This is a genomic window from Streptomyces sp. NBC_00663 (genome assembly GCF_036226885.1).
Lineage (GTDB): Bacteria > Actinomycetota > Actinomycetes > Streptomycetales > Streptomycetaceae > Streptomyces.
On record NZ_CP109027.1, the window covers coordinates 3,440,179 to 3,464,594 of the forward strand.

Sequence of the window (24,416 nt, forward strand, 5' to 3'; positions counted from 1 at the left end):
GCGGCCCGAGCCGCCGAGCCTCACGCTCAACACCCCCGAGTTCACGGTCGACGCCGAGCACGACCTGCCGGCGGAGCCGGAGGTGTTCGGGCTGGCGACCGCGGGCGACGGCTCCCCCGGACACTTCCCCGGCATCAGCCCGGCGCCCCTCGGACTCGCGGCCGGGCGGCAGTCGGTGACGGCGGCCTTCAGCGGCGAGGGGTTCAGGGCGGCCGCCGTGACCGCGCTGGACATGGTGTGGCTGAGCTGGGAGCCCGAGCCGGAAACACGAGTCGAAGCGGGCCTACGCCACCTTCGACCGCCCCTTCGGCTTCCTCGCCGTCCACCGCGCGTCACGGCTCGCCCTCGCGGCGGGCTGGGTCACCGACCCGACCCCTTTCCGCGAGGACCGTCGCTGAACGCTCCTCAGCTGTCGAACGCCGTCGCCCTCGCGTCCTTCTCCCACGGGGCGATGTCCTCGCGGACCTGGTCGAGGTGGCCGAGGACCGCCGTGACGCCGTCGTCGCCGAGGGGGAGGCGGAGCGGGGTGCGGTCGGCCCGGAGGGCGGCCAGGATGAGGGCGGCCGCCTTGGCCGGATCGCCGGGCTGGGTCCCGTCGCCGCCGGCGATCAGGCCGCGGGTGGCGCTGACCTTGGGGTAGACGCCGCTGTCGGTGCTGACGCCCGCCCGGTCCTTCTCGAACAGCCCGGTCCGGAAGGCCCCCGGCTCGACGATCAGCACCTTGACGCCGAACTCCGCGACCTCGTCCGCGAGCGCCTCGGACATGCCCTCCAGCGCGAACTTCGTACCGCTGTACGCCGAGAAGCCCGCGAACGACATCTGCCCGCCCATGCTGCTCAGCTGCACGATCGCGCCCGAGCGGCGCTCCCGCATGGCCGGCAGTACGGCCCGCACCAGGGCCGCCGGCCCGAAGACATGCACGTCGAACAACGCCCGCAGCTCGTCCTCGCCGGTCTCCTCGAAGGCACCGACGTGGGTGCGGCCCGCGTTGTTGACCAGGACGTCGATCCGCCCGTGCCGGGCCACCACGTCCCGTACCGCCGCCTCGGCCGCCGCCGTGTCGGCGACGTCCAGGCGCAGCGCCTCCACCTGGTCGGGGTGGGCGGCCACCAGGTCGTCCAGCGCCTCGGGGCGGCGGGCGGCGCCCACGACCACGTCACCGTCGGCGAGGGCCGCCTCGGCGATCGCCCGCCCGAATCCGCTGCTCGCGCCGGTGATGAGCCACACCTTGTTCATGACCGCTCCCGTCACACTCTTGTGGGTCCGTCTTCCGTGAACCAGCTTGCTGCGGTGGACGGTTGCCCGTCCAAGACCCATGGTGATAACCGATGGGCATGACGAACGACGTTCATCTGCGGGACCTGCGCTACTTCCTCACGGTGGCCGAGGAGCTGCACTTCACCCGGGCCGCCGAGCGGCTGTACGTGTCCCAGCCCGCGCTGAGCAAGCAAGTACGGTCCCTTGAGCGGCAGTTGGACGCCGAACTCTTCCGGCGCGACCGGCACGGCGTGGCGCTCACCGCGGCGGGCGAGGCGCTGTTGCCGTACGCCCGGCGGGTGCTGGAGGGGTGGGCGGAGGGCGCGGCGGCGCTGGACGCGGCGCGCGCGGCGGGGCGGAGCACGCTCACCGTCGGGATGAGCACCAGCCCCGGGCGCGGCGGGCTGCTGCCGGCGATCCGCTCCCGCTTCACCGCCGTCCACCCGGAGGCGACGGTACGGCTGCGCCAGGTGAGCTGGGAGGATCCGACGGCGGGGCTGGCCGCCGGTGACGTCGACGTGGCCTTCGTCTGGCTGCCGTTGCCGGACGCGGAGCGCTACGCGTGGACGGTGCTCGCCGAGGAACCCCGCCTGATCGCCCTCCCGGAGAGCCATCCGCTGGCCTCCCGCACGGAGATCGACTTCGCCGACCTGGCCGACGAACCGTTCCTCGCCCTGCCCGAGAGCGCCGGCCCGCTGCGCGACCACTGGCTCGCCCTCGACTCCCGCGCCGGCCGCCCGCCCCGCGTCGGCGCGGAGATCGCCGGGACGGAGGAGACGTACGAGGCCCTGGTCGCCGGCCTCGGCATCTGCCTGGTGGCCACGGGCAACGCGCCCCTGATCACCCTGGGCGGCGTGGTGACCCGGCCGGTACGCGGGGTGTCACCCAGCCGGTACGCCCTGGCGTGGCGGAAGGGCGAGCGGAGGGCCCTGGTGCGGGCCTACGTGGAGGCGGGTCGGGGGGTGGCGGAGCGCTCCGCGTGACAGGGGCGGGCCTGTTCTCGGACGCCGATCTCGGGGTGGTGAAGAAGCCGCCTGTGCCGACGGTGCCGCCGCTGCCGACGGTTCTGTTCTCCTGGACTCACTCGGTCTCACCCCGGGTTCCGGACGGCCTCCCGGAAGGCGATCGGGGTCTGTCCGGTGCGCTGGTGGAAGTACTTGCTGAAGTGCGTCGCGCTGGCGAAGCCGAGGTGGCCGGCGATGCTCGTCGCGGTCCGGTCGCCGTGCGCCAGAAGGCGTTTGGCCTCAAGGACGACACGGCGGTCGATGAACTCCTTGGCGCCGAGTCCCGCGGCGGCGAGGGTGGCGCGGGAGAGGGTGCGGGTCGAGTAGCCGAGCGCGCGGGCGTAGTCCTCGACGCGTCGGGTTCCGGTGAAGTCCTGCTCCACGGCGTCACGGAAGCGCAGGTAGGTGGCGTCGGGTTCGGGTGCGGGGCGGCCGGCGGGCCCGGTGAGGTGGGCCAGGCGCAGCACGAGGACCGCGAGCAGATGGCGCAGGGCGGCGGTGTGGATCTCCAGGGGCAGCCGGCCGAGGGCGTGGAACTCGGTGGTGAGGTGGTCGGCGGCGAGCCGCAGGGCCGCCGCGTCGTCGGGCAGCGGGCGGCGCAGGACCATGGCGTGCCGGTCCTCCGTACGGGCACCGGCGGCGGTGGCCGGGTCGAGGAACTCCTGCCGGAACAGGATCAGGGTGCCGTCGACGCGGGTGAGGTCACCCCACTGGTGAACCTGGCCGGGGCGGACCCAGAGCCAGGCGCCGGGTTCGAGGTCGTACGCGGTGAAGTCGACCGTGTGCCGCAGGGTTCCGGAGGAGAGGGTGACCAGATGGTGGAAGTCGGGTCGCCGGGGAGCCGTGAGCCGCTCGGCGGGCATCCGGTGGCGCAGGTCGGCGAGGGTCAGCACTTCCACGCCGGCGGGGGTTCCGGCGGGCGCGGCGAAGGAGATCTCCGGGATACCGCGATCGGCAGCGTGTCGCATTCTGACCATGGTGAGTCACGAGCGTATCCGATTCGTCCTGTTCATTAACCTTACTTTGGAGATGTCAGCCCGTTTGGCGTGGAGCCGGTGTCGGAAAGCAGACATCTTGATCTTCGCTCCCACCCTGGCCCGACCTCGCAAGGAGTACCGCCATGAGCGACCCGGAGAAGAACAAAGCCGCGGCCCAGGCGTTCTACGATCTGATGTTCAACCAGTGCCGCCCCGCCGAGGCCATCGCGCAGTTCGCCGGCGACACCTACATCCAGCACAACCCGCACGTCGCCGACGGCAAGCAGGCGTTCGTCGACTACTTCGACCGCATGGCCGCCGAGTACCCGGGCAAGCGAGTCGAGTTCAAACGCGCCTTCGCCGAGGGCGACCACGTCGTCCTGCACTGCCACCAGATCTGGCCCGACGAGGAGTACGCGGGCATCGACATCTTCCGCTTCGACACCGCCGGCCGAATCGTCGAACACTGGGACGTCCTCCAGGTCGTCCCACCGACGTCCCAGAACAACAACACGATGTTCTGACATGGCGGGTGGGCGACTGCCGCGTGATCTGCACGATCTCCACCGTCTCCACCGTCTCCACCGTCTCCAGCACGGAATCAGTAAAGGGGCCGGGCTCCCACGAGCCCAACCCCTTCTGACCTGCATGTTTGCCGCGTCAGTGACGTGGTGTCACTTCATCCGCTCACACGTTGAACCGGAACTCCACCACATCCCCGTCCTGCATGACGTACTCCTTGCCCTCCATGCGCGCCTTGCCCTTGGCGCGGGCCTCGGTGACCGAGCCGGTGTCGACCAGGTCGGCGAAGGAGATGACCTCCGCCTTGATGAAGCCCTTCTGGAAGTCGGTGTGGATCACACCGGCGGCCTCGGGGGCCGTGGCGCCCTTCTTGATGGTCCAGGCGCGGGATTCCTTCGGGCCGGCCGTGAGGTAGGTCTGAAGGCCGAGGGTGTTGAAGCCGACGCGGGCGAGGGTGGCCAGGCCGGGCTCCTCGGCGCCCACCGACTCCAGCAGCTCCATCGCGTCCTCCTCGTCGAGCTCGGCGAGGTCCGCCTCCAGCTTGGCGTTGAGGAAGATCGCCTCGGCGGGGGCGACCAGGGCGCGCTGCTCGTCCTTGAAGGAGTCGTCGGTCAGCTCGTCCTCGTCGACGTTGAAGACGTACAGGAACGGCTTCGCCGTGAGGAGGTGCAGGTCGTGCAGGAGTTCCGCGCGCTCGCCGCCCTGGACGATGCCCTGCGAGAACAGCGTGTCGCCCTTCTCCAGGATCTCCTTGGCCGCCTCGACCGCCGCCACCTTCGGAGCGATGTCCTTCTTGATCCGCGACTCCTTCTGGAGGCGCGGCAGGACCTTCTCGATGGTCTGGAGGTCGGCGAGGATCAGCTCGGTGTTGATCGTCTCGATGTCGTCCTTGGGCGAGACCTTGCCGTCCACGTGCACGACGTTCTCGTCCTTGAAGGCACGGATGACCTGGCAGATCGCGTCCGACTCACGGATGTTCGCGAGGAACTTGTTGCCCAGGCCCTCGCCCTCGGAGGCGCCGCGCACGATGCCCGCGATGTCGACGAAGTCGACGGTCGCCGGAAGGATCTTCTGGGAGGAGAAGATCTCGGCCAGTTTCGTCAGGCGCGGGTCCGGGACGCCGACCACGCCGACGTTCGGCTCGATCGTGGCGAACGGGTAGTTGGCCGCGAGCACGTCGTTCTTGGTCAGGGCGTTGAACAGGGTCGACTTGCCGACATTCGGCAGACCGACGATTCCGATCGTGAGCGACACGTTGCGACTTCCCGTATATGAGGAGGAGAGGACTTCAGAGGGCCGATCCACCAGTCTACGGCGTGCCCGACCCCGCCCTCGCGACGCGTCGAACACTTGGCCAAGGTCGATCCCTCGGCGTGTCTGAGGGGCGATTCTGCATATAAACCGTCCTAAGTTGGTCCAGTGGAGCAACACAGGACGCGACCCCCGCACATCCGAGCACGGCGCGAGACGGCTTCCCTGCCCCCGCAGGCAGCCCGCGGCGGGCGTCCCGCGGCCCGTCCGGCGGCCGTACGGCGGCCCGCTCCCCCGGCCGTGCAGGCGGTACGACGCTTTCCCAACCCCCGGCTCACCGGACTCGGCGGTGGTCTGTTCTGCATCGCGACGATGCTGCTGCTCGGCTGCCTGGACGCCCTGACCTTCGGGTCGCTGACGGTCTACGGCGTGCTGTTCCTGCCGGTGTGCGTGCTGACCGCCGTCTGGGTGCGGCGGGGCGACCTGGTCACCGCGCCCGTGGTGGTCCCGATCGCCTTCGCCGTGGGGGTCGTACCCGTCACCGAGGGCGGGGACGGGCTCGGCGCCCGGCTGATGGGTCTGGTGACGGCGCTCGCCACCGAGGCCGGGTGGCTGTACGGCGGGACGCTCGTCGCCGGTCTGATCGTGACCGTACGGAAGGTCCGGCTGATGAACCGCCGGCGCCGGGCGAGCCGCCGTCCCGGGTGAGCTACCGCTTCGCCGCCCGCATCGCCGCGCCCACGATCCCCGCGTTGTTCTGCAACTGCGCCGGGACGATCTCCGCCTTGATGCCCTCGATGTGGGGCAGGAACTTCTGCGCCTTACGGCTGACGCCGCCGCCGATGACGAACAGCTCCGGCGAGAAGAGCATCTCGACATGGGCGAGGTACTTCTGGACGCGGTGCGCCCAGTGCTCCCATGTCAGCTCGCCGTCCTCGCGGGCCTTGCTGGAGGCGCGCTTCTCCGCGTCGTGGCCGTGCAGTTCGAGGTGGCCCAGCTCGGTGTTGGGGACGAGGACACCGTCGACGAAGACGGCGCTGCCGATGCCGGTGCCGAAGGTCAGCAGGATGACGGTGCCTCCGCGGCCGTGACCGGCGCCGAACTCCATCTCGGCGACGCCCGCCGCGTCCGCGTCGTTGACCACCGTCACCGGCAGACCGCCCAGCCGCTCGCCGAACAGCGCGCCCGCGTCCGTGTCGATCCAGCCCTTGTCGACATTGGCCGCCGTACGGATCGTGGAGCCGCCGGTGACCACGCCCGGGAAGGTCAGCCCGACCGGGCCCGTCCACCCGAAGTGGTCGACGACCTCCTTCACGCCGTCCGCCACCGCGTCCGGCGTCGCCGGGTGCGGGGTGAGCACCTTGCACCGCTCCTGGGCGAGGTCGCCCCTGGCCAAGTCGACAGGGGCGCCCTTGATCCCGGATCCGCCGATGTCCACACCGAAGATCTGCATGGCCCTACGTTACGACGGACGACGGACAGTCACTCGCCCGAGGTGCCCTTGCGCTCCGCGACCAGGGCCGCGGCCTCCTCGCGCAGATCGCGGCGCAGCTCCTTGGGGAGCGAGAAGACGATGGACTCCTCGGCCGCCTTCACCAGCTCGACGTCGCCGTAGCCGCGCTGGGCGAGGAACTCCAGGACCTCTTCGACGAGGACCTCGGGCACGGACGCGCCGGAGGTGACACCGACCGTCGTCACGCCCTCCAGCCAGGCCTCGTCGATCTCGCTCGCGAAGTCGACCAGGTACGCCTCGCGGGAGCCCGCCAGCTTGGCGACCTCCACCAGCCGCTTGGAGTTGGAGGAGTTGCGCGAGCCGACCACGATGACCAGCTCGGCCTCCGCGCCCATCTGCTTCACCGCGAGCTGACGGTTCTGCGTGGCGTAGCAGATGTCGTCGCTGGGCGGGGAGATGAGCTGCGGGAACTTCTCCTTGAGCGCGTCGACGGTCTCCATCGTCTCGTCGACGGACAGGGTCGTCTGGGAGAGCCAGACCACCTTCGACTCGTCACGGACCTCGACCTTGGCGACATCGGCGGGGCCGTCGACGAGCTGGATGTGCTCGGGGGCCTCACCGGACGTGCCGATGACCTCCTCGTGGCCCTCGTGGCCGATGAGGAGGATGTCGTAGTCCTCGTTCGCGAAGCGGACGGCTTCCTTGTGGACCTTGGTGACCAGCGGGCAGGTCGCGTCGATGGTGGCGAGCTGTCCCCGCGCGGCCTCGTCGTGGACGACGGGGGCGACGCCGTGCGCCGAGAACATGACGATGTTGCCCGGCGGGACCTCCTCCGTGCGCTCGACGAAGATGGCGCCCTTGTTCTCCAGGGTCTGTACGACGTACTTGTTGTGGACGATCTCGTGCCGGACGTACACCGGAGCGCCGTACTGCTCCAGGGCTTTCTCGACGGCGATCACGGCGCGGTCCACGCCCGCGCAGTAGCCCCGGGGGGCGGCGAGCAGGACACGGCGGCCAGGCGAAGCAGTCATGCGTCCCATCGTAAGGCCGCGCCCGACGGGTCAAAGATCGCGTGGCCCGCGAGACTGGCCGGGAAGTGTGAAGGACGGGGAACGCGCGACGACAGGCGACTGGCGGAGGCATCGATGTCCGAGACCGGCACGGCGAACCGAGCGCCCGACACGGGCCATGTCCTGCGGCGCAGTCTCGGTTTCCGGGATCTGGTGGTCTACGGGCTGCTTTTCATCGCCCCCATGGCGCCCGTCGGTGTGTTCGGCACGCTCGACGCCAGGTCGCACGGGGCGGTCGCGCTCGTCTATCTCGTGGCCACGGTGGCGATGGCGTTCACCGCCTTCAGTTACGCGCAGATGGTGCGGGTGGTCCCCCGCGCGGGCTCGGTGTACGCCTACGCGCGCGTGGCGCTCGGCGAGGAGGCCGGGTTCATCGCCGGGTGGATGGCGATGCTGGACTATCTGCTGATCCCGGCGGTCGCCTACCTGTTCTCCGGGATCGCGATGAACGCGCTGGTCCCGGAGGTCTCGCGCTGGGTGTGGACGGCCCTCGCCGTCGTCGTCACGACCCTGCTGAACCTGTGGGGCGTACGGGCCGCGGCCCGGGTGGGTTTCCTGGTGCTGGCGCTGGAGATCGTGGTCCTGCTGGTCTTCGTGGTCTCCGCGGCCGTCGTCCTCTCGCGCGACGGCGCGGAACGGGGCTGGCTGTCGCCGCTGTCCGGGGACGGCACACAAGGGGCGTTCGCGCTGACGGCGGTGATCGGCGCCGTGTCGGTGGCGGTCCTTTCCTATCTGGGCTTCGACGCGATCGCGTCCTTCGCGGAGGAGGTCACCGGCGGCTCGGAGAAGGTCGCGCGGGCGGTGCTGTTCTGTCTGGCGCTGGCGGGTGTGCTGTTCGTGGCGCAGACGTATCTGGTGGCGCTCCTGGAGCCGGTCACCTCCGCCGAACTGGCCGCCGACCCGGGCCGGCAGGGATCCGCGTTCTACGACGCCGTCGACGTGTCGGTGGGGACCTGGCTGCACGACCTGGTGGCCGTCAGCAAGGCCGTCGGGGCGGCGTTCGCGGCGCTGGCGGGGCAGGCGGCGGCGGGACGGCTGCTGTTCGCGATGGGCCGGGACCGGCGGTTGCCGCGGGCGCTGGCGCGGACGGAGTCCGGGGTGCCCCGGGTGGCTCTCCTCTGCGCGGCCGTGATCACGCTGGTCGCGGCGGTGTGGGCGGCCCGCCGGGACGACGGGATGGACCACCTGGTCTCGGTGGTCGACATCGGCGCGCTGGTGGCGTTCACGTTGCTGCACGCGAGCGTGGTGGGCTGGTTCGCGGTACGCCGGGCCGGGGGCCCGGTGAGCTGGTGGCGGCATGTGCTGCTGCCGGTGGTGGGCGCGGTGATCACGGTCGCGGTGATCGTGGAGGCTTCGGGAGCGGCGCAGGTGGTGGGGGCGGTGTGGTTCGTGGTGGGGGTGGCGGTGCTGGTGGGGCAGCGGGGGCGGACGGAGGCGAGTCCGTAGGCCCTTCGCTGCCCCTGGGGCAGCACCGGGCGCCAAGGCTCAGCCCTGGTGGCGTCCCCTGCGGCGGCGCCGCGCCCATACGGTGAGTGCGGTCCCGGCGCCGACGAGGCCGGCGGCCGCGGCCGCGATCGGTCCCGTGGGTGCCTTGGCGCCGGTGTCGGCGAGGTTGCCGCCGGGGTGGTCGGGCCCCGGATGGGGAGCGTGGGTGGTGGGCGCGGGCGGGGTGGGCGTCCCGGGATCCGTACTCGGCGTGGTGGGGGTCGGAGTGGGCGTCGGGGTAGGGGTGGGGGTCGGCGTCGGGGTGGGAGTGGGGGTCGGCGTAGGAGTAGGGGTCGGCGTCGGGGCCGGGTCCGTGTCGTCCTCCGTGTCGCAGGTGAGGGTCGCGTCGAACGGGAAGTAGTGGATCTCCCCCGCGTTCACCGCCGCCCCCGAGGGCCCGGACAGCGGCCCGGCGACCAGGGACTTCGCGATGACGTCGCCCTCGATGTCGGCCGGGTCGAGGTCGACGACATGGGCACGGGGCGCGTAGACCGTGCCCTCGATGGTGTCGCCGTCGGCGATGGTGATCTGCGTGGCGTCGGGGAAGTCCCACAGGATGTAGGGGGCCTGGGTTCCGGAGACTCCGGCCAGGTTGGGGACGTGCCAGGTGTAGTCGCCGCCGTCGGCGGTGGTGTCGACGACGATCAGCAGCGGGGTGTCCGCGCTCGGCTGGTTCAGGAACGTCAGCACGTCCAGGTTGGTGAGCTGCTCCCCCGTCAGGTGCAGCACATTGGTCTCGCCGCTCGTCAGGGAGACGGCCACGTCGGCGCCGACCGCGATGTTCTCCTGGTCCGCCAGGGGTGTGCCGCTGGTGTCGCGCAGGACCACGGTGTTGGCGCAGCCGGCCATCGCGGTGGCGCGGTCGCGGTACGTCGAGAAGAGCGACGTGAAGTCCATCGGGTGGGCCGGCCCCACCGAGTTCGCGGGCTGCCGGGTGGTCAGCTCGATGCGGGGTGTCGAGTCGTAGCCGGCGCCCGAGGCGACGAGGCGGGTGTTGACCGAGGCCCCGTTGGCGTCCGTGGTCAGCGCCCGGCCGCCGGTCGTGTCGCCGACCTTCGCATAGCCGTTGTTCAGCACTTTCAGCACCCCGTCCGGGCTGCCGCCGGCGTGGTCGACCTTGCCGCCGACGAGCAGTGCGGTGGGCCGCGCGTCATCGCCGACCACGTACGAACCGGCGGTGTGCAGCGCGACGTTGTAGCCGTAGCCGAAGCTCAGGTCGCCGCCGACCGCGACCGGCCCTTCCGACTCGGTGCTGCCGAGCACGGCGTCGTCCTCGGTGACGACGCCGAAGCCGTTGTTCCCGGCGACGGGGTTGCCGACGGTGACCGTGTCCCGGGCGAGGGCTGCGCCGGGCGCGGTGGCGAGGGCCGCACCCGCCAGGGCCGCGGAACAGGCGGCCCATTTGGCAGCCTTGATGTAGTTATTTCCTTTTTGCATGGTCAGACGCTAAGAAGTCCGGTCCGGCTTCGGGCCCCGGCGCGCCGCATCGATGTCGGCGCCTGCGGATACGCTCACCGGCATGGCTGTGAACACGTCCGCGGAATCCCCCATCCCCGTCGGTGAGGTGTCGCGGCTCATCGGGGGCTGGATCGACCGGCTCGGGGCCGTGTGGGTGGAGGGCCAGATCACCCAGCTCTCCCGCCGCCCCGGCGCCGGAGTCGTCTTCCTGACGTTGCGCGACCCCTCGTACGACATCTCGGTGAGCGTCACCTGCTACCGGCAGGTGTTCGACGCGGTCGCCGACGTGGTGAGCGAGGGCGCGCGGGTGGTCGTCCTGGCGAAGCCGGAGTGGTACGCGCCGCGGGGGCAGCTGTCGCTGCGGGCCGCCGAGATAAGGCCTGTGGGCGTGGGTGAACTGCTCGCGCGGCTTGAGCAGTTGAAGAAGTCGCTGGCCGCCGAGGGGCTGTTCGCGGCCGACCGGAAGAAGCCGCTGCCGTTCCTGCCGCAGCTCATCGGGCTGGTGTGCGGGCGGGCGTCGGCCGCCGAGCGGGACGTGCTGGAGAACGCGCGCCATCGGTGGCCCGCCGTCCGCTTCGAGGTGCGCAACGTGCCCGTGCAGGGCGTGCACGCGGTGCCGCAGGTGGTGCAGGCCGTCAAGGAACTCGACGCGCTGGACTCCGTGGACGTGATCATCGTCGCGCGGGGCGGCGGCAGCGTCGAGGACCTGCTGCCGTTCTCCGACGAGCAGCTCATCAGGACCGTCGCCGACTGCCGTACCCCCGTCGTGTCCGCGATCGGGCACGAGCCCGACACCCCGCTCCTCGACTACGTCGCCGACCTGCGGGCCTCGACGCCCACCGACGCCGCCAAGAAGGTCGTACCGGACGTGGGCGAGGAGTTCGAGCGGGTGCGGATGCTGCGGGACCGCGCGCGGCGGTGTGTCCAGGGGATCGTCGAGCGGGAGGAGCGCGGGCTGGCCCACGCGCTCGCGCGGCCGGCGATGGAGGATCCGCACCGGATGATCGACGAGCGCGCCGACCAGGTGGCCTCCCTGGTCGACCGGAGCCGGCGCTGCCTCGGGCATCACCTCGACCGTGCCGAGTCCGAGCTGACGCACACGCACGCGCGCGTGGTGGCGCTGTCGCCGGCGGCGACCCTGAAGCGGGGGTACGCGGTGCTCCAGAAGGCCGACGGGCACGTCGTGCGCGACCCGCAGGAGGTCACGGGCGACGAGGTGCTGCGGGCGCGGGTGTCCGAAGGTGAGCTCACTGTCCGAGTCGACTCTTAGGGTGGGCGCATGACCAGCAGCAAGGTGGATGAGGCGCTCGGCTACGAGCAGGCGCGGGACGAGCTGATCGACGTCGTACGACGGCTGGAGGCGGGCGGTACGACGCTGGAGGAGTCCCTCGCGCTCTGGGAGCGGGGCGAGGAGCTGGCCAAGGTGTGCCGGCGGTGGCTGGAGGGGGCGCGGGCGCGGCTGGACGCGGCGCTGGCCGAGGAGGAAGAGGGGTCCGGGGACGACGAGGACTCCGACGGCTGATGTTCTCCGCGTGATCTGTGAAGCGGATCACCACACCCCGCTTTTTGTTGAAGCTTCAACCTAACTGCCGTAGAGTCATGTGTGTCAGCAGGTCCGGCACCCCGGACCCGACGTCCCCACGAGAAGGTTCCCCGCATGTCTCTCGTTCTTGACCCCGCCGCCCAGGACCTGCTGTTCCGCGAGGCCCACACCGCGAACGCCTTCACCGACGAGCCGGTGACGGACGAGCAGATCCAGGCGATCTACGACCTGGTCAAGTTCGGCCCGACCGCCTTCAACCAGACCCCGCTGCGCATCACCCTGGTCCGCTCCGCCGAGGCCCGCGAGCGCCTGGTGCAGCACATGGCCGAGGGCAACCAGCCCAAGACCGCCACCGCGCCCCTGGTCGCGATCCTCTCCGCGGACAACGAGTTCCACGAGGAGCTGCCGACCCTGTTCCCGGCCTTCCCGCAGGCCAAGGACGTCTTCTTCGGCGAGCGCCCGGCCCGTGAGTCCGCCGCCCGGATGAACGCCGCCCTCCAGGCCGCGTACTTCATCGTCGGCGTCCGCGCCGCCGGTCTCGCCGCCGGCCCGATGACCGGCTTCGACCACGAGGGCGTCCGCAAGGAGTTCCTGGACGACGACCACACCCCGCTGATGGTCGTCAACATCGGCAAGCCGGGCGAGAACGCCTCCTACCCGCGCTCGCCGCGCCGCGCCTACGACGAGGTCGTGACGACGGTCTGACCCGCCTGAACATGAGAAGGGCCCCCGGTTTTCCGGGGGCCCTTCTCATGCGTGTCGGGTCACTTTCCTGCGTGTCGGGTCACTTCGCCTTGAGCGCCTTCGCCAGCTGCGCCAGCTGGTCGTAGCCGCCGGTGCCCGCGACCACGGTCGTGGCGCCGTCGCCCTGGTACACGAGCGCGTCGTAACGGCCGCCGTCGTAGCGGGTCCAGGTGCGGCCGCCGATCTCCGCGGTGGTGTCCGTCTCCTCGCCGCCCTGGCTGGCGCTGTCGATGAATGCCCCCGGCTTCTGCGTCGCCGACTGCTCAAGCTGCGCGTACTCCCCGCCCGGGGTGGAGAAGCCCAGGTGCCAGGCCTCCGACTCGGCGCCGTCGTAGCGGACCGACGTCGACTTCCAGTCGGCGGACAGGCCCTCGGGCGCGAGCACCGGGTACGAGGCCGCGCGGCGCGCTGTGAGCAGTTCGACGCGGTAGTCGACCCGCTTCACCTCGGGCTCGGAGTCGTCGTGCGGGATGAACAGGTAGATGACACCTGCCATGAGACCGATCAGGGCCAGGGAGAGCACCATGTCCCGGACCGTCTTCTGCTTGCCGCTCTTGCCATTCGAACCTGCCACGCCCCCATCGTCGCAGGTGCCCGGGCCGCTCATCCGTGGGGTCCCCTGCTCATTTTGTCGGACTGACGATAGAGTCGAGGATCGAACCCTCATCCGGCCGTCGTCGTATCAGAAAGGTGCGCTCCGATGACCGAGCATCATCATCTGCCGTCCGAACTCGAAGTCCCCTCCGAGGCCCCCGACCGCAACCTCGCCCTGGAACTCGTCCGGGTGACCGAAGCCGCCGCCATGGCCGCGGGCCGCTGGGTCGGCCGCGGCGACAAGAACGGCGCCGACGGTGTCGCGGTGCGCGCCATGCGGACCCTCGTCTCCACCGTGTCGATGAACGGCGTGGTCGTCATCGGCGAGGGCGAGAAGGACGAGGCGCCGATGCTCTTCAACGGGGAGCGGGTCGGTGACGGCACCGGGCCCGAGTGCGACATCGCCGTCGACCCGATCGACGGCACGACGCTGACGGCCAAGGGCATGCCGAACGCGATCTCCGTGCTGGCCGCCGCGGACCGGGGGTCGATGTTCGACCCGTCCGCCGTGTTCTACATGGACAAGCTGGTCACCGGTCCCGAGGCCGCCGACTTCGTCGACATCAACGCGCCGGTGTCCGTGAACATCCGGCGGGTCGCCAAGGCGAAGCGGTCCACGCCCGAGGACGTGACGGTCGTCATCCTCGACCGGCCCCGGCACGAGGGGATCATCAAGGAGATCCGGGAGGCCGGCGCGCGGATCAAGCTGATCTCCGACGGTGACGTGGCGGGCTCCATCTACGCGCTGCGCGAGGGCACCGGCGTCGACATGCTGCTCGGCATCGGCGGCACCCCCGAGGGCATCATCTCGGCCTGCGCCGTGAAGTGCCTGGGCGGCACGATCCAGGGCAAGCTGTGGCCGAAGGACGACGAGGAGCGGGCTCGGGCGATCGACGCCGGGCACGATCTGGACCGCGTGCTGATGACCGACGACCTGGTCGCCGGGGACAACGTGTTCTTCGTCGCGACCGGGATCACCGACGGGGAGCTGCTGCGGGGTGTGCGGTACCGGTCGGAGACCGCGACGACCGACTCGATCGTGATGCGGTCGAAGTCGGGGACGGTGCGCCGGATCGACTCCGAGCACCGGCTGAGCAAGCTGCGGGCCTACAGCGCGATCGACTTCGATCGGGCGAAGTAGGGAGACGGCGCCTACGGGTTGGGGGCTCCTGCGCATGGGCGGCTGCGGGTGCGTCGTGGCCGTTCGCGCAGTTCCCCGCGCCCCTTAGGCGCCTCATCGCCCCGTACGCCAAAAGCGAGGGGCGCTCCCGGTGCGGAGGGAGCGCCCCTTCGGCATGCTGCTCGCTAGCCTGCCTGCGCTATGTGGTCCGTCGTCCTGGCCGCCTTTTTCAGTTCCATGTCGCGGCGGCGGCGTCGGGCGAGGACCACTCGGCGTTCTGCTGCCGTGAGGCCGCCCCAGACGCCGTAGGGCTCTGGTTGCAGGAGGGCGTGCTCGCGGCACTCGACCATGACGGGACAGCGGGCACAGACCCGTTTCGCGGCCTCTTCGCGGGAGAGCCGGGCCGCTGTCGGTTCCTTGGAGGGGGCGAAGAACAGGCCGGCCTCGTCGCGGCGGCACACCGCCTCGGTGTGCCATGGTGCGTCTTGGTCCCTGTCTCGCACTGGCACCCGCTGAGCCGGAACAACAGCTACCTGAAGGGGCGAATGCGGCGGTTGCAGCACGGTCTACTCCTGACGACGGCTTCGCGAGCGAGAGACGATGCAGCAAGGCCTACCCGCTGTGCGCGTGCCTATGCACTGAGTTCCGAACCGCTGGATTCCGGGTGGTGTCGTGCGGGATTACGGGTGGACCGCGAGCGACCCGTGGACGGCCTGTGGGCGGACCAACCCCCTCCGGTCGGGGGCGGATTCACAACCGTCAACGGTCCAGGTGTTTGCGCAAACTCCGGTCGACCTTGTGCTGCACGCGATCGAGAATGTCCGCGACGAGCTTGCCGCGCCGGGCCCTGCCCTCGATGTTGCCGAGGACGGCCCAGCCGTCCACGTAGACCACCGGGGCCTCGGGGTCGGCCGCGTCGAGCGTGTGCACCTCGAAGTTGCCGAGGACACCGCCGCCGGTGCCGCGCAGCGACACGTTCTCCGGGACGCGGACCTCGATGGTGCCGAACACTGAGATCGCCTTGACGACGACCTGCTGGTACTCGAAGAGGGCCTCGCTCAGATCGATCTCGACGCTGCCGAAGACCGCGTACGCGTGGATACGGCGGCCCGCGCGCCAGCGGCCCTTGCGGACGGCGCTGCTGAACACCGCGACCACGTTCTCGTCGGGGTCGACCGGGATGGCGCCCGTGGTCGGGCGGTTGGGGGCCACGGCATACGTCGGCGTCTCCCGGCGGGCGTGCGCGGCCGGCAGGTCCTGGATGAAGACGTCCAGCTCGCCCACGGTCTTGGCGGCCAGCACGCCCTCGACCCGCTCGGCGTGCTCGTCGGCGGTCAGGCGCCCCTCGGCGAGCGCCTCGCGCAGGATGTCCGCGACGCGGTCGCGGTCGGCGTCGGAGGCGCGCAGGTCGGTGGCGCGCGGGCTGGCGGTGGCGGCGGGCGGGGTCGGCGGCTGCTGCACGTCCGGCTTCTGAAGGTCCACGGCAGCAGCGTACCCAAACGCGATAGATCGCGACCAGGCCTGTGGGCAACCGTGGACCGGTGGAAAACGGGCGCCGCCGAACTGAGCCTTACCTCACAACCTTCCCGCCTTGGACAGGTTCTAGGCTGGTGAGGCCTGCCAATGGAGGCCGGCCGCCGTCGTTCGAGTGAGGAATGGGCTGAGATGCCTGAGTTCGCGTACACCGATCTGCTCCCCATGGGAGAGGACACCACCCCCTACCGGCTGGTGACCTCCGAGGGTGTCTCCACCTTCGAGGCCGACGGGCGCACGTTCCTCAGGGTCGAGCCGGAGGCGCTGCGCAAGCTCGCCGAAGAGGCCATCCACGACATCCAGCACTACCTGCGCCCGGCCCACCTGGCCCAGCTGCGCCGCATCATCGACGACCCCGAGGCGTCCAGCAACGACAAGTTCGTGGCGCTGGACCTGCTGAAGAACGCGAACATCGCGGCGGCGGGCGTCCTTCCGATGTGCCAGGACACGGGCACCGCGATCGTCATGGGCAAGCGCGGCCAGAACGTGCTGACCGAGGGCGGTGACGAGGCGGCGCTGTCGAAGGGCATCTACGACGCGTACCTCAACCTCAACCTGCGCTACTCGCAGATGGCCCCGCTGACCATGTGGGACGAGAAGAACACGGGCTCGAACCTGCCCGCCCAGATCGAGCTGTACGCCACCGACGGCGGCGCCTACAAGTTCCTCTTCATGGCCAAGGGCGGCGGCTCGGCCAACAAGTCGTTCCTCTACCAGGAGACGAAGGCCGTCCTGAACGAGGCCTCCATGATGAAGTTCCTGGAGGAGAAGATCCGTTCGCTGGGTACGGCCGCCTGTCCGCCGTACCACCTGGCGATCGTGGTCGGCGGTACGAGCGCCGAGTACGCCCTGAAGACGGCCAAGTACGCCTCCGCGCACTACCTGGACGAGATCCCGGCCGAGGGGTCGGAACTGGGCCACGGTTTCCGTGACAAGGACCTCGAAGAGAAGGTCTTCGAGCTGACGCAGAAGATCGGGATCGGGGCGCAGTTCGGCGGCAAGTACTTCTGCCACGACGTCCGGGTGGTGCGCCTGCCGCGCCACGGCGCGTCCTGCCCGGTCGCCATCGCGGTCTCCTGCTCGGCCGACCGTCAGGCGGTCGCGAAGATCACCGCCGAGGGTGTCTTCCTGGAGCAGCTGGAGACGGACCCGGCGCGCTTCCTGCCGGACACGACGGACGAGCACCTCGACGAGGCCGGTGACGTCGTCAGGATCGACCTGAACCAGCCGATGGACTCGATCCTCGCGGAGCTGACGAAGTACCCCGTCAAGACCCGTCTCTCCCTCTCCGGCCCGCTCGTCGTCGCCCGTGACATCGCGCACGCCAAGATCAAGGAGCGCCTTGACGCGGGTGAGGAGATGCCGCAGTACCTGAAGGACCACCCGGTGTACTACGCGGGCCCGGCCAAGACCCCCGAGGGCTACGCCTCCGGCTCCTTCGGGCCGACCACGGCCGGCCGTATGGACTCCTACGTCGAGCAGTTCCAGGCGGCGGGCGGTTCGAAGGTGATGCTGGCGAAGGGCAACCGTTCCGCCCAGGTCACCAACGCCTGCGACACCCACGGCGGCTTCTACCTCGGCTCCATCGGCGGCCCCGCCGCCCGGCTCGCCCAGGACTGCATCAAGAAGGTCGAGGTCGTCGAGTACGAGGAGCTCGGCATGGAGGCGGTCTGGAAGATCGAGGTCGAGGACTTCCCGGCGTTCATCGTGGTCGACGACAAGGGCAACGACTTCTTCCAGGACCCGGCGCCCGCGCCCACGTTCACGTCGATTCCGGTGCGGGGACCGGGGCTGGCGTAGGTCGTCGGGCGCGATCTGGTGCGGCGGGGATGGTTTTCGCCCCCGCCGCCCCTACCCGTCCCATCCTCCAGGGGCTGCGCCCCGTCGACCCCGCCACTGCCCGTGGGGGCTGCCGCCCCCAGACCCCCGCTTCGGCCCCGAAAGGGCCTCGTCATCGAACGCCGGACGGGCTGAAAGTTGCGGGGCGGCGCCAGAGACGCACCGGCGTTGGAGGGCGCCGCGTTTCGTTCAGTCGCCGAGGTCGAAGTCCAGGCGCTGGTAGTCCCCGTCGTCCGTGAAGTGGATCTGGCCGCTCGCGCCGCGGTAGTCGTCCGTGCCGCCGGTGATGGACGCGACGAAGTCGGTCGGTTGCGCCGACTCGTCCAGGGGCACCGTCAGGAGCACCTGGGCGGTGAGCTGGCCGCCGGACAGGACGAAGGTGCCGACGCACTGGATGTCCATGGGGTCGCCCGCGCGGACGACCGTGCAGGCGGCGCCGTCCCGGCCGACCTTGTCGCCGCCCTTGTGCTGATAGAGGTCGTCGGCGGAGGCGAAGGCGTCACCGACCTTGGGGGCCTGCTGATCGCCCGGGCCCTCCTCGTCGGCGGGCACTTCCTTGGCGTAGAGCGTGAAATCGCCGTCGGTGGCCGACACGGGGGCGGCAGTGGTGAGGGCGGCCGCCGCGGCCAGACCGGCGGCCCCGAGCGCGCCGTAGATCCTGATCCTGCGCCTGCGGAGCATGGCTTGCCTCCTGGGGTGACGAGCCCCCCTTGCGAGTCCCCCCGTTCCCCGTCCTCCCATTGTCCGGCGATCACCCGCTGCCCGCCCGGTGGGCCCCGTCTCCGTTCGGCCCATGGTCCGGAACATCTCCACCGCCCCGAACGCTGTACCCGGCATGAGCGAATACCGCATCGAGCACGACTCCATGGGTGAAGTCCGTGTCCCCGTCGACGCCAAGTGGCGGGCGCAGACCCAGCGGGCCGTCGAGAACTTCCCCATCTCCGGGCAGCGGATCGAGCGGGCGCACATCGAGGCGCTCGCGCGGATCAAGGGGGCCGCCGCGAAGGTGAACGCGCGGCTCGGGGTGCTCGACAAGGACGTCGCCGAGGCGATTCAGGAGGCGGCCGAGGAGGTCGCCCGTGGCGAGTGGGACGCGCACTTTCCCGTCGACGTGTTCCAGACCGGGTCCGGGACCTCGTCCAACATGAATACCAACGAGGTCATCGCCACCCTGGCGACGCAGCGGCTCGGGCGGGACGTGCATCCCAACGACCACGTCAACGCCTCGCAGTCGTCCAACGACGTCTTCCCGTCCTCCATCCACATCGCCGCCACCGCCGCCGTCACCCGTGATCTGATTCCCGCCCTGGAGCATCTCGCCGACTCCCTCGGACGCAAGGCCGAGGAGTTCGCCGATGTCGTGAAGTCCGGGCGGACCCATCTCATGGATGCCACGCCGGTGACCCTGGGGCAGGAGTTCGGCGGGTACGCCGCTCAGGTGCGGTACGGCGTCGAGCGGCTCTACGCCTCGCTCCCCCGGCTCGCCGAACTGCCGCTCGGAGGCACCGCGGTCGGGACCGGGATCAACACGCCGCCCGGCTTCTCCGCCGCCGTCATCGAGGAGGTCGCCCGCGCCACCGGGCTGCCGCTGACCGAGGCCCGCGACCACTTCGAGGCGCAGGGCGCCCGGGACGGGATCGTGGAGACCAGCGGACAGCTGAGGACCGTCGCGGTCGGGCTGACGAAGATCGCCAATGATCTGCGGTGGATGGCCTCGGGGCCGCGTACCGGGCTCGCCGAGATTTCCCTCCCCGACCTTCAGCCCGGGTCGTCGATCATGCCGGGGAAGGTCAACCCCGTGATCCCCGAGGCCGTTCTCATGGTCGCGGCGCAGGTCGTCGGCAACGACGCCACCGTCGCCACCGCCGGCGCCGCCGGGAACTTCGAGCTCAATGTGATGCTGCCGGTCATCGCGAAGAACGTGCTCGAATCCGTCCGGCTGCTCGCCAATGTGTCGCGGCTCCTCGCCGACCGCACCGTCGACGGGATCGTCGCGCACCGGGAACGCGCCCGTGAGTACGCCGAGTCGTCACCGTCCGTGGTCACGCCGCTGAACAAGTACATCGGGTACGAGGAGGCCGCGAAGGTCGCCAAGAAGGCGCTCGCGGAGCGGAAGACCATTCGTCAAGTCGTCCTGGAGAGTGGGTATGTGGAGCGGGGCGACCTCACCCTCGAACAACTCGACGAAGCGCTGGATGTCCTGCGGATGACGCGTCCGTAACAAGAGACGCCGGTCCGCAGAACCGTGACGCGTGCCGCAGCGTCGTATGCCCAGGGCACCTAATATCTGTCCATGGCAGAGGGTGGAGCGGTGAGAGCAGCGGAAGCGGGTCCGTCGGCGTCCTTCTGGGAGCCCGGTGCCCAGATCCTGTGGCGCTACCGGGAGAACGGCGGCGAGCGGGTCCACATCGCACGCCCGGTGACCGTCGTGCGCGATGATCACGACCTGCTCGCCGTGTGGATGGCGCCGGGGACCGAGTGTGTGAAGCCCGTGCTCGCCGACGGCACCCCGGTGCACGCCGAGCCGCTGGAGACCCGCTACACCAAGCCCCGTACCGTCCAGCGCGACCGCTGGTTCGGTACGGGGGTGCTGAAGCTGGCGCGGCCCGGTGAGCCCTGGTCGGTGTGGCTGTTCTGGGAGCCGGGCTGGCAGTTCAAGAACTGGTACGTGAACCTGGAGACGCCGCTGGCCCGTTGGGACGGCGGGGTCGACTCCGAGGACCACTTTCTGGACATCTCCGTGCACCCGGACCGCAGTTGGCACTGGCGCGACGAGGACGAGTTCGCGCAGGCCCAGCGGGACGGGCTGATGGACGCCCACCTCGCCGAACAGGTGCGGCAGGCGGGCCGGTCGGCGGTGGAGGTGATCCGCGCCTGGGGCCGGCCGTACGCGGACGGCTGGCAGCACTGGCGCCCGGATCCGTCCTGGGCCGTACCGTTGCTCCCGGAAGACTGGGACCGTACGCCCGCGCACGTGTCCTCATGAGACCCTTGATGCGCCCCCGGGCAACAAACGTAGGATCGTCCTCCGCAAGAGCGCGCGGCGGCAACTACCGGAGCGTGCACTGAGCTTGACCATTCGTCACCGAGGGGCGGCAGGACGTGATCGAGGGGTACGAGGGCACCACGGACGACGCGGGCCCCAGGGTCGGACGGTGCGGCCGTGGCACAGGAACGGCCGCTGACCACACGGGAATTCCGTTCCTGGGGCAGGCAATCCGGGTATCGGCATTTCTGCGGGACGAACTGTGCGCGCGGCGCGCAGCCCCCAACGGACGGAATCGACACGCGTGACGGAGCAGCCCACCTCGTTCGAGCGCCCACAGACGGGCGCCGACCCCGCGGACCCTCGCGGGGCGCTCCTGCGTGCCTCCACGCCCCCGCACAACGCCTTACCGGCACAAGCCCGCGCCGGTGAGACGCCTGCCCCCGGACCTGACATGACCACACCGCAGCCCGGCAGCGACCCGGAGCACTCCCAGCCCACCGTCGCCGCCGAGCCCGACACCCACCGGCCGAGGCCCGTGCCCGAACTCCCCGACACGATCCCGGCCCAGAGCGGCGACTCCGCGGGCGGTGAGCGCCGCACCGGACAGAGTGTCCAGCCCGGCCGACCCACACCGATGCGACGGGACGGGGACCGGCTGCGCTTCGTGGGCGCGGCGACCCGGCGGATCGCACGCGGCATCGACCTCGACGAGATCGTGATGGGGCTGTGCCGGGCCACCGTGCCGACCTTCTCCGACGCGATCCTGGTCTATCTGCGCGACCCGCTGCCGGTCGGCGACGAGCGGCCCACCGGCCCACTGGTGCTGCGGCTGCGCCGCACCGACCGCATTCCGGAGGAGCGGGACACCGAGGGCGGCTTCGTCTCGCCCGCGCTTCAGCCGGAACCGACGGAGCTGACCGAGCTGTCGGCGGTCACCGCCGAACTGTGCGAGGTGCGGGCGGGAGGTGCGCTCGCCGAGGTGCTGCGCGGCGTACGTCCGGTCTTCACGGACTCCCCCGCGGCCCGCGCCGCGCTGCCCGAACTGCTCGGCGAAGGCGGCGAGTTGACCGTACCCGCGGGACAGCGGGCGATCCTCGCCCCGCTGCGCGGCCGGCGCCGGGTCATCGGTGCCGCGCTGTTCCTGCGCCGCCCCGAGCGCATCGCCTTCGAGCCCGACGACCTCCTGGTCGCCGCCCAGCTCGCCACGCACAGCGCGCTCGGCATCGACAAGGCGGTGCTGTACGGCCGCGAGGCCTACATCGCCGACGAACTCCAGCGCACCATGCTGCCGGAGACCCTTCCGCGCCCGACCGGCGTCCGGCTGGCCTCGCGCTATCTCCCGGCCGCCGAGACCGCGCGCGTGGGCGGCGACTGGTACGACGCGATCCCGCTGCCGGGCAGCCGGGTGGCGCTGGTCGTCGGTGATGTCATGGGCCACTCCATGACCTCGGCCGCGATCATGGGCCAGCTGCGGACCACCGCCCAGACGCTGGCCGGGCTCGACCTGCCGCCGCAGGAGGTGCTCCACCACCTCGACGAGCAGGCGCAGCGGCTCGGCACGGACCGTATGGCCACCTGTCTGTACGCCGTCTACGACCCGGTCTCGCACCGGATCACCATCGCCAACGCCGGTCATCCGCCGCCCGTCCTGCTCCACCTCGGTGGCCGGGCCGAGGTGCTGCGGGTGCCCCCGGGCGCGCCCATCGGCGTCGGTGGCGTCGACTTCGAGGCCGTAGAACTGGACGCCCCGGCCGGAGCGACCCTGCTCCTCTACACGGACGGGCTCGTCGAGTCCCGGCTGCGGGACGTGTGGACCGGCATAGAGCAGCTGCGCGAGAAGCTCGCCGCGACCGCGCAGCTGACCGGCCCTGACCATCCGCCGCCGCTGGAGGCCCTCTGCGACGAGGTGCTCGACATGCTCGGCCCCGGCGACCGGGACGACGACATCGCGCTGCTCGCCGCCCGCTTCGACGGGATCGCGCCCAGCGACGTGGCGTACTGGTTCCTGGAACCGGAGGACGCGGCTCCCGGCCGTGCCCGGCGGCTGGCCCGGCGGGCCCTGTCGCGCTGGGGCATGGAGGAGATGAGCGACTCGGTGGAGCTGCTGGTCAGCGAGGTCGTCACCAACGCGGTGCGCTATGCGACGCGGCCGGTCACGCTGCGGCTGCTGCGGACCGATGTGCTGCGCTGCGAAGTGGGCGACGACGTGCCTCAGCTGCCCCGGCTGCGGCAGGCGCGGGCCACCGACGAGGGCGGGCGCGGGCTGTACCTCGTCAACCGGCTGGCGCGGCGGTGGGGGGCGACCCGGCTGAGCACCGGCAAGGTCGTGTGGTTCGAGCTGAACCGAGGCGGCTAGGGCAGGCCCTGGGCCGCCCATTGCCTCGCAGGTGGAGACGGGTGTCCGGTGGAAACCGGGCACCCGTCTCCGTGTCGGTCACAGGGTGCCGAAGTCCACGTCACGAGCACGCTTCGGCCACGTACAGACGCACGTCCGCCGACCGGTCGAACTCCGTGCCCGCCGCGGGTTTCTGTGTGCACACCCGCCATTTCGCCAGCGGTTTGGGATCGGTGACCTGGGTCTTGGGGTCGTCCGTCTTGAACACCTTTACCCGATCCGGGTGATAACCGGCCATGAGCGCGTCCACAAGGGATGTGTCGACCCGATGTCCGGTGAGGTCGGGAAACTCCGGAGCCGACACCTTCGCCCCCAGTTTATCCGGGCATTTCTCGGCTTTCGGTACTGCATAAAGGTCCACGGCCTGAAGTTTGGGAACCTCTTTCCGGAAGCAGGCAATGTATCCATCAACCTGACCATGGTAGACATATCGCCCAAGGCCTGTCGCGTCCTTGAGGGCGAACCCCTTGCCGGCGTCGGCCACATTCTTCATCGCGGTGAGCAGCTTTTCCCCCGAAGGCTCCCGACGCACCTCTTGAGCTGCGCTTTCCTCGGCACCGCCGGCCGTGTCGCCTTTGCCATTCTGTCCGCAACCGGATATCGACGCCGAAAACGCTACAGCCAGCGCGACGAGAGCCGCTCCCCGCAATATCTTCATGCCGGCCACAATTACACGGAATACTTCCCTCCGCAATCATCCGCCGGTTATCGTCCGAACGGTTATCCGAACGCAGGAGGGGAATCCTTGTGAAATCACTCGCCCGTATTGCCGTCGTCGGTGCCGTGGCGGCCGCCATCGCCACGGCCACAAGCACCGTGGCTGTCGCCGAGGACGCGACCGCCTACGCCGCCGGCGGAGGCGCCAAGGTGGAATGGGTCGCGTACGGCGACGACATGTACATCACCGACACGAGCGCCGACGGGCACTCGGCCGTCGGCACGTACCAGTGGGGCGAGACCCAGTACTTCTACTGGAACAGCAACGGCAACGGGACCACGCGCTATGTGAACCTCAACCTCACGGAACACACCTACTTCGCCTTCGGCGCCATGCTGGGCGACTGGCAGGGCACCCCCACCGGCGGCCTCCTCTGGCGCACCCTCAACACACTGGACGTCTGGACCACCTGAGGGCCGGAACACGTCGGAAAAGTAGAAAAAGCAAGGGCGCTCGGCGAGAAG

The 24,416-nt window shown here is 70.5% G+C and carries 24 protein-coding genes; 13 read left to right on the plus strand and 11 right to left on the minus strand.

The features are described 5' to 3' along the window. Window positions 1-405: 405 nt before the first annotated feature. Window positions 406-1,236, minus strand: a complete 831-nt coding sequence (locus OG866_RS15445) for an oxidoreductase (RefSeq protein ID WP_329335139.1) — start codon at window positions 1,234-1,236, stop codon at window positions 406-408. A 92-nt stretch (window positions 1,237-1,328) separates the two neighbouring features. On the opposite strand from OG866_RS15445, the gene OG866_RS15450 reads away from it, so the two are divergent. After that, a complete protein-coding gene (locus OG866_RS15450; RefSeq protein WP_329335140.1) occupies window positions 1,329-2,240 on the plus strand; it encodes a LysR family transcriptional regulator in 912 nt (303 codons plus the stop codon). 107 nt (window positions 2,241-2,347) lie between these two features. Here OG866_RS15450 and OG866_RS15455 read toward each other — a convergent pair whose 3' ends face one another. Then, entirely contained in the window at window positions 2,348-3,238 is an 891-nt protein-coding gene (locus tag OG866_RS15455; protein WP_329335141.1) for a helix-turn-helix domain-containing protein, read from the minus strand. A 143-nt stretch (window positions 3,239-3,381) separates the two neighbouring features. Between OG866_RS15455 and OG866_RS15460 the strand changes: the two genes are divergently transcribed. Beyond that, window positions 3,382-3,762, plus strand: coding sequence for a nuclear transport factor 2 family protein (locus tag OG866_RS15460; RefSeq protein WP_329335142.1), 381 nt, complete (start codon window positions 3,382-3,384; stop codon window positions 3,760-3,762). Between the two features lie 163 nt (window positions 3,763-3,925). On the opposite strand, the gene ychF is transcribed toward OG866_RS15460, so the two are convergent. Beyond that, window positions 3,926-5,014, minus strand: a complete 1,089-nt coding sequence (gene ychF, locus OG866_RS15465; protein ID WP_329335143.1) for a redox-regulated ATPase YchF — start codon at window positions 5,012-5,014, stop codon at window positions 3,926-3,928. A gap of 165 nt (window positions 5,015-5,179) precedes the next feature. On the opposite strand from ychF, the gene OG866_RS15470 reads away from it, so the two are divergent. After that, a complete protein-coding gene (locus OG866_RS15470) occupies window positions 5,180-5,719 on the plus strand; it encodes a DUF6542 domain-containing protein (RefSeq protein ID WP_329335145.1) in 540 nt (179 codons plus the stop codon). Window position 5,720: 1 nt separating this feature from the next. On the opposite strand, the gene ppgK is transcribed toward OG866_RS15470, so the two are convergent. Further along, entirely contained in the window at window positions 5,721-6,464 is a 744-nt protein-coding gene (gene ppgK, locus OG866_RS15475) for a polyphosphate--glucose phosphotransferase (RefSeq protein ID WP_329335146.1), read from the minus strand. A gap of 29 nt (window positions 6,465-6,493) precedes the next feature. Next, a complete protein-coding gene (locus OG866_RS15480) occupies window positions 6,494-7,504 on the minus strand; it encodes a 4-hydroxy-3-methylbut-2-enyl diphosphate reductase (protein WP_329335147.1) in 1,011 nt (336 codons plus the stop codon). A gap of 105 nt (window positions 7,505-7,609) precedes the next feature. Between OG866_RS15480 and OG866_RS15485 the strand changes: the two genes are divergently transcribed. Next, entirely contained in the window at window positions 7,610-8,980 is a 1,371-nt protein-coding gene (locus tag OG866_RS15485; RefSeq protein ID WP_329335149.1) for an APC family permease, read from the plus strand. A 39-nt stretch (window positions 8,981-9,019) separates the two neighbouring features. On the opposite strand, the gene OG866_RS15490 is transcribed toward OG866_RS15485, so the two are convergent. Further along, on the minus strand, window positions 9,020-10,456 hold the full coding sequence (locus OG866_RS15490; RefSeq protein ID WP_329335151.1) for a choice-of-anchor A family protein: 1,437 nt from the start codon (window positions 10,454-10,456) through the stop codon (window positions 9,020-9,022). Between the two features lie 82 nt (window positions 10,457-10,538). On the opposite strand from OG866_RS15490, the gene xseA reads away from it, so the two are divergent. From xseA to OG866_RS15505, 3 genes are all read left to right on the plus strand, one after another. Next, the gene (gene xseA, locus OG866_RS15495) at window positions 10,539-11,747 is read left to right on the plus strand and encodes an exodeoxyribonuclease VII large subunit (RefSeq protein ID WP_329335153.1); all 1,209 of its coding nucleotides are present in this window, start codon (window positions 10,539-10,541) and stop codon (window positions 11,745-11,747) included. 9 nt (window positions 11,748-11,756) lie between these two features. Continuing rightward, window positions 11,757-11,999: an exodeoxyribonuclease VII small subunit gene (locus OG866_RS15500; RefSeq protein ID WP_329335155.1), complete on the plus strand. Its 243-nt coding sequence runs from the start codon at window positions 11,757-11,759 to the stop codon at window positions 11,997-11,999. A 135-nt stretch (window positions 12,000-12,134) separates the two neighbouring features. Then, window positions 12,135-12,725 carry a malonic semialdehyde reductase gene (locus tag OG866_RS15505; RefSeq protein ID WP_329335157.1) on the plus strand — a complete coding sequence of 197 codons (591 nt, stop codon included), beginning with the start codon at window positions 12,135-12,137 and terminating at the stop codon, window positions 12,723-12,725. 79 nt (window positions 12,726-12,804) lie between these two features. Here OG866_RS15505 and OG866_RS15510 read toward each other — a convergent pair whose 3' ends face one another. Then, the gene (locus OG866_RS15510) at window positions 12,805-13,338 is read right to left on the minus strand and encodes a DUF4245 domain-containing protein (protein WP_329335158.1); all 534 of its coding nucleotides are present in this window, start codon (window positions 13,336-13,338) and stop codon (window positions 12,805-12,807) included. Between the two features lie 126 nt (window positions 13,339-13,464). Between OG866_RS15510 and glpX the strand changes: the two genes are divergently transcribed. Next, a complete protein-coding gene (gene glpX / locus OG866_RS15515; RefSeq protein WP_329335160.1) occupies window positions 13,465-14,499 on the plus strand; it encodes a class II fructose-bisphosphatase in 1,035 nt (344 codons plus the stop codon). Window positions 14,500-14,663: 164 nt separating this feature from the next. Here glpX and OG866_RS15520 read toward each other — a convergent pair whose 3' ends face one another. Together OG866_RS15520 and OG866_RS15525 are read right to left on the minus strand one after the other, a co-directional pair. After that, window positions 14,664-15,041: a WhiB family transcriptional regulator gene (locus tag OG866_RS15520; protein ID WP_329335162.1), complete on the minus strand. Its 378-nt coding sequence runs from the start codon at window positions 15,039-15,041 to the stop codon at window positions 14,664-14,666. A 196-nt stretch (window positions 15,042-15,237) separates the two neighbouring features. Next, window positions 15,238-15,960 (minus strand): DUF1707 SHOCT-like domain-containing protein, encoded by a 723-nt coding sequence (locus OG866_RS15525; protein WP_443063528.1) that lies wholly within the window; start codon window positions 15,958-15,960, stop codon window positions 15,238-15,240. Window positions 15,961-16,143: 183 nt separating this feature from the next. On the opposite strand from OG866_RS15525, the gene OG866_RS15530 reads away from it, so the two are divergent. Next, window positions 16,144-17,811 carry a fumarate hydratase gene (locus OG866_RS15530; RefSeq protein ID WP_329335164.1) on the plus strand — a complete coding sequence of 556 codons (1,668 nt, stop codon included), beginning with the start codon at window positions 16,144-16,146 and terminating at the stop codon, window positions 17,809-17,811. A 228-nt stretch (window positions 17,812-18,039) separates the two neighbouring features. On the opposite strand, the gene OG866_RS15535 is transcribed toward OG866_RS15530, so the two are convergent. Next, entirely contained in the window at window positions 18,040-18,531 is a 492-nt protein-coding gene (locus OG866_RS15535; RefSeq protein WP_329335165.1) for a hypothetical protein, read from the minus strand. 154 nt (window positions 18,532-18,685) lie between these two features. On the opposite strand from OG866_RS15535, the gene OG866_RS15540 reads away from it, so the two are divergent. The 3 genes from OG866_RS15540 (at window position 18,686) to OG866_RS15550 (ending at window position 23,195) form a co-directional block, all read left to right on the plus strand. Further along, window positions 18,686-20,071, plus strand: a complete 1,386-nt coding sequence (locus tag OG866_RS15540; RefSeq protein ID WP_329335168.1) for a class II fumarate hydratase — start codon at window positions 18,686-18,688, stop codon at window positions 20,069-20,071. A 72-nt stretch (window positions 20,072-20,143) separates the two neighbouring features. Further along, window positions 20,144-20,836: a cytidylyl-2-hydroxypropylphosphonate hydrolase gene (fomD, locus tag OG866_RS15545; protein ID WP_329335169.1), complete on the plus strand. Its 693-nt coding sequence runs from the start codon at window positions 20,144-20,146 to the stop codon at window positions 20,834-20,836. Between the two features lie 304 nt (window positions 20,837-21,140). Further along, window positions 21,141-23,195, plus strand: coding sequence for a SpoIIE family protein phosphatase (locus OG866_RS15550; protein ID WP_329335171.1), 2,055 nt, complete (start codon window positions 21,141-21,143; stop codon window positions 23,193-23,195). A 100-nt stretch (window positions 23,196-23,295) separates the two neighbouring features. Here OG866_RS15550 and OG866_RS15555 read toward each other — a convergent pair whose 3' ends face one another. After that, window positions 23,296-23,901 (minus strand): hypothetical protein, encoded by a 606-nt coding sequence (locus OG866_RS15555; protein WP_329335173.1) that lies wholly within the window; start codon window positions 23,899-23,901, stop codon window positions 23,296-23,298. An 80-nt stretch (window positions 23,902-23,981) separates the two neighbouring features. On the opposite strand from OG866_RS15555, the gene OG866_RS15560 reads away from it, so the two are divergent. Next, the gene (locus tag OG866_RS15560; protein ID WP_329335175.1) at window positions 23,982-24,365 is read left to right on the plus strand and encodes a hypothetical protein; all 384 of its coding nucleotides are present in this window, start codon (window positions 23,982-23,984) and stop codon (window positions 24,363-24,365) included. Window positions 24,366-24,416: the final 51 nt, after the last annotated feature.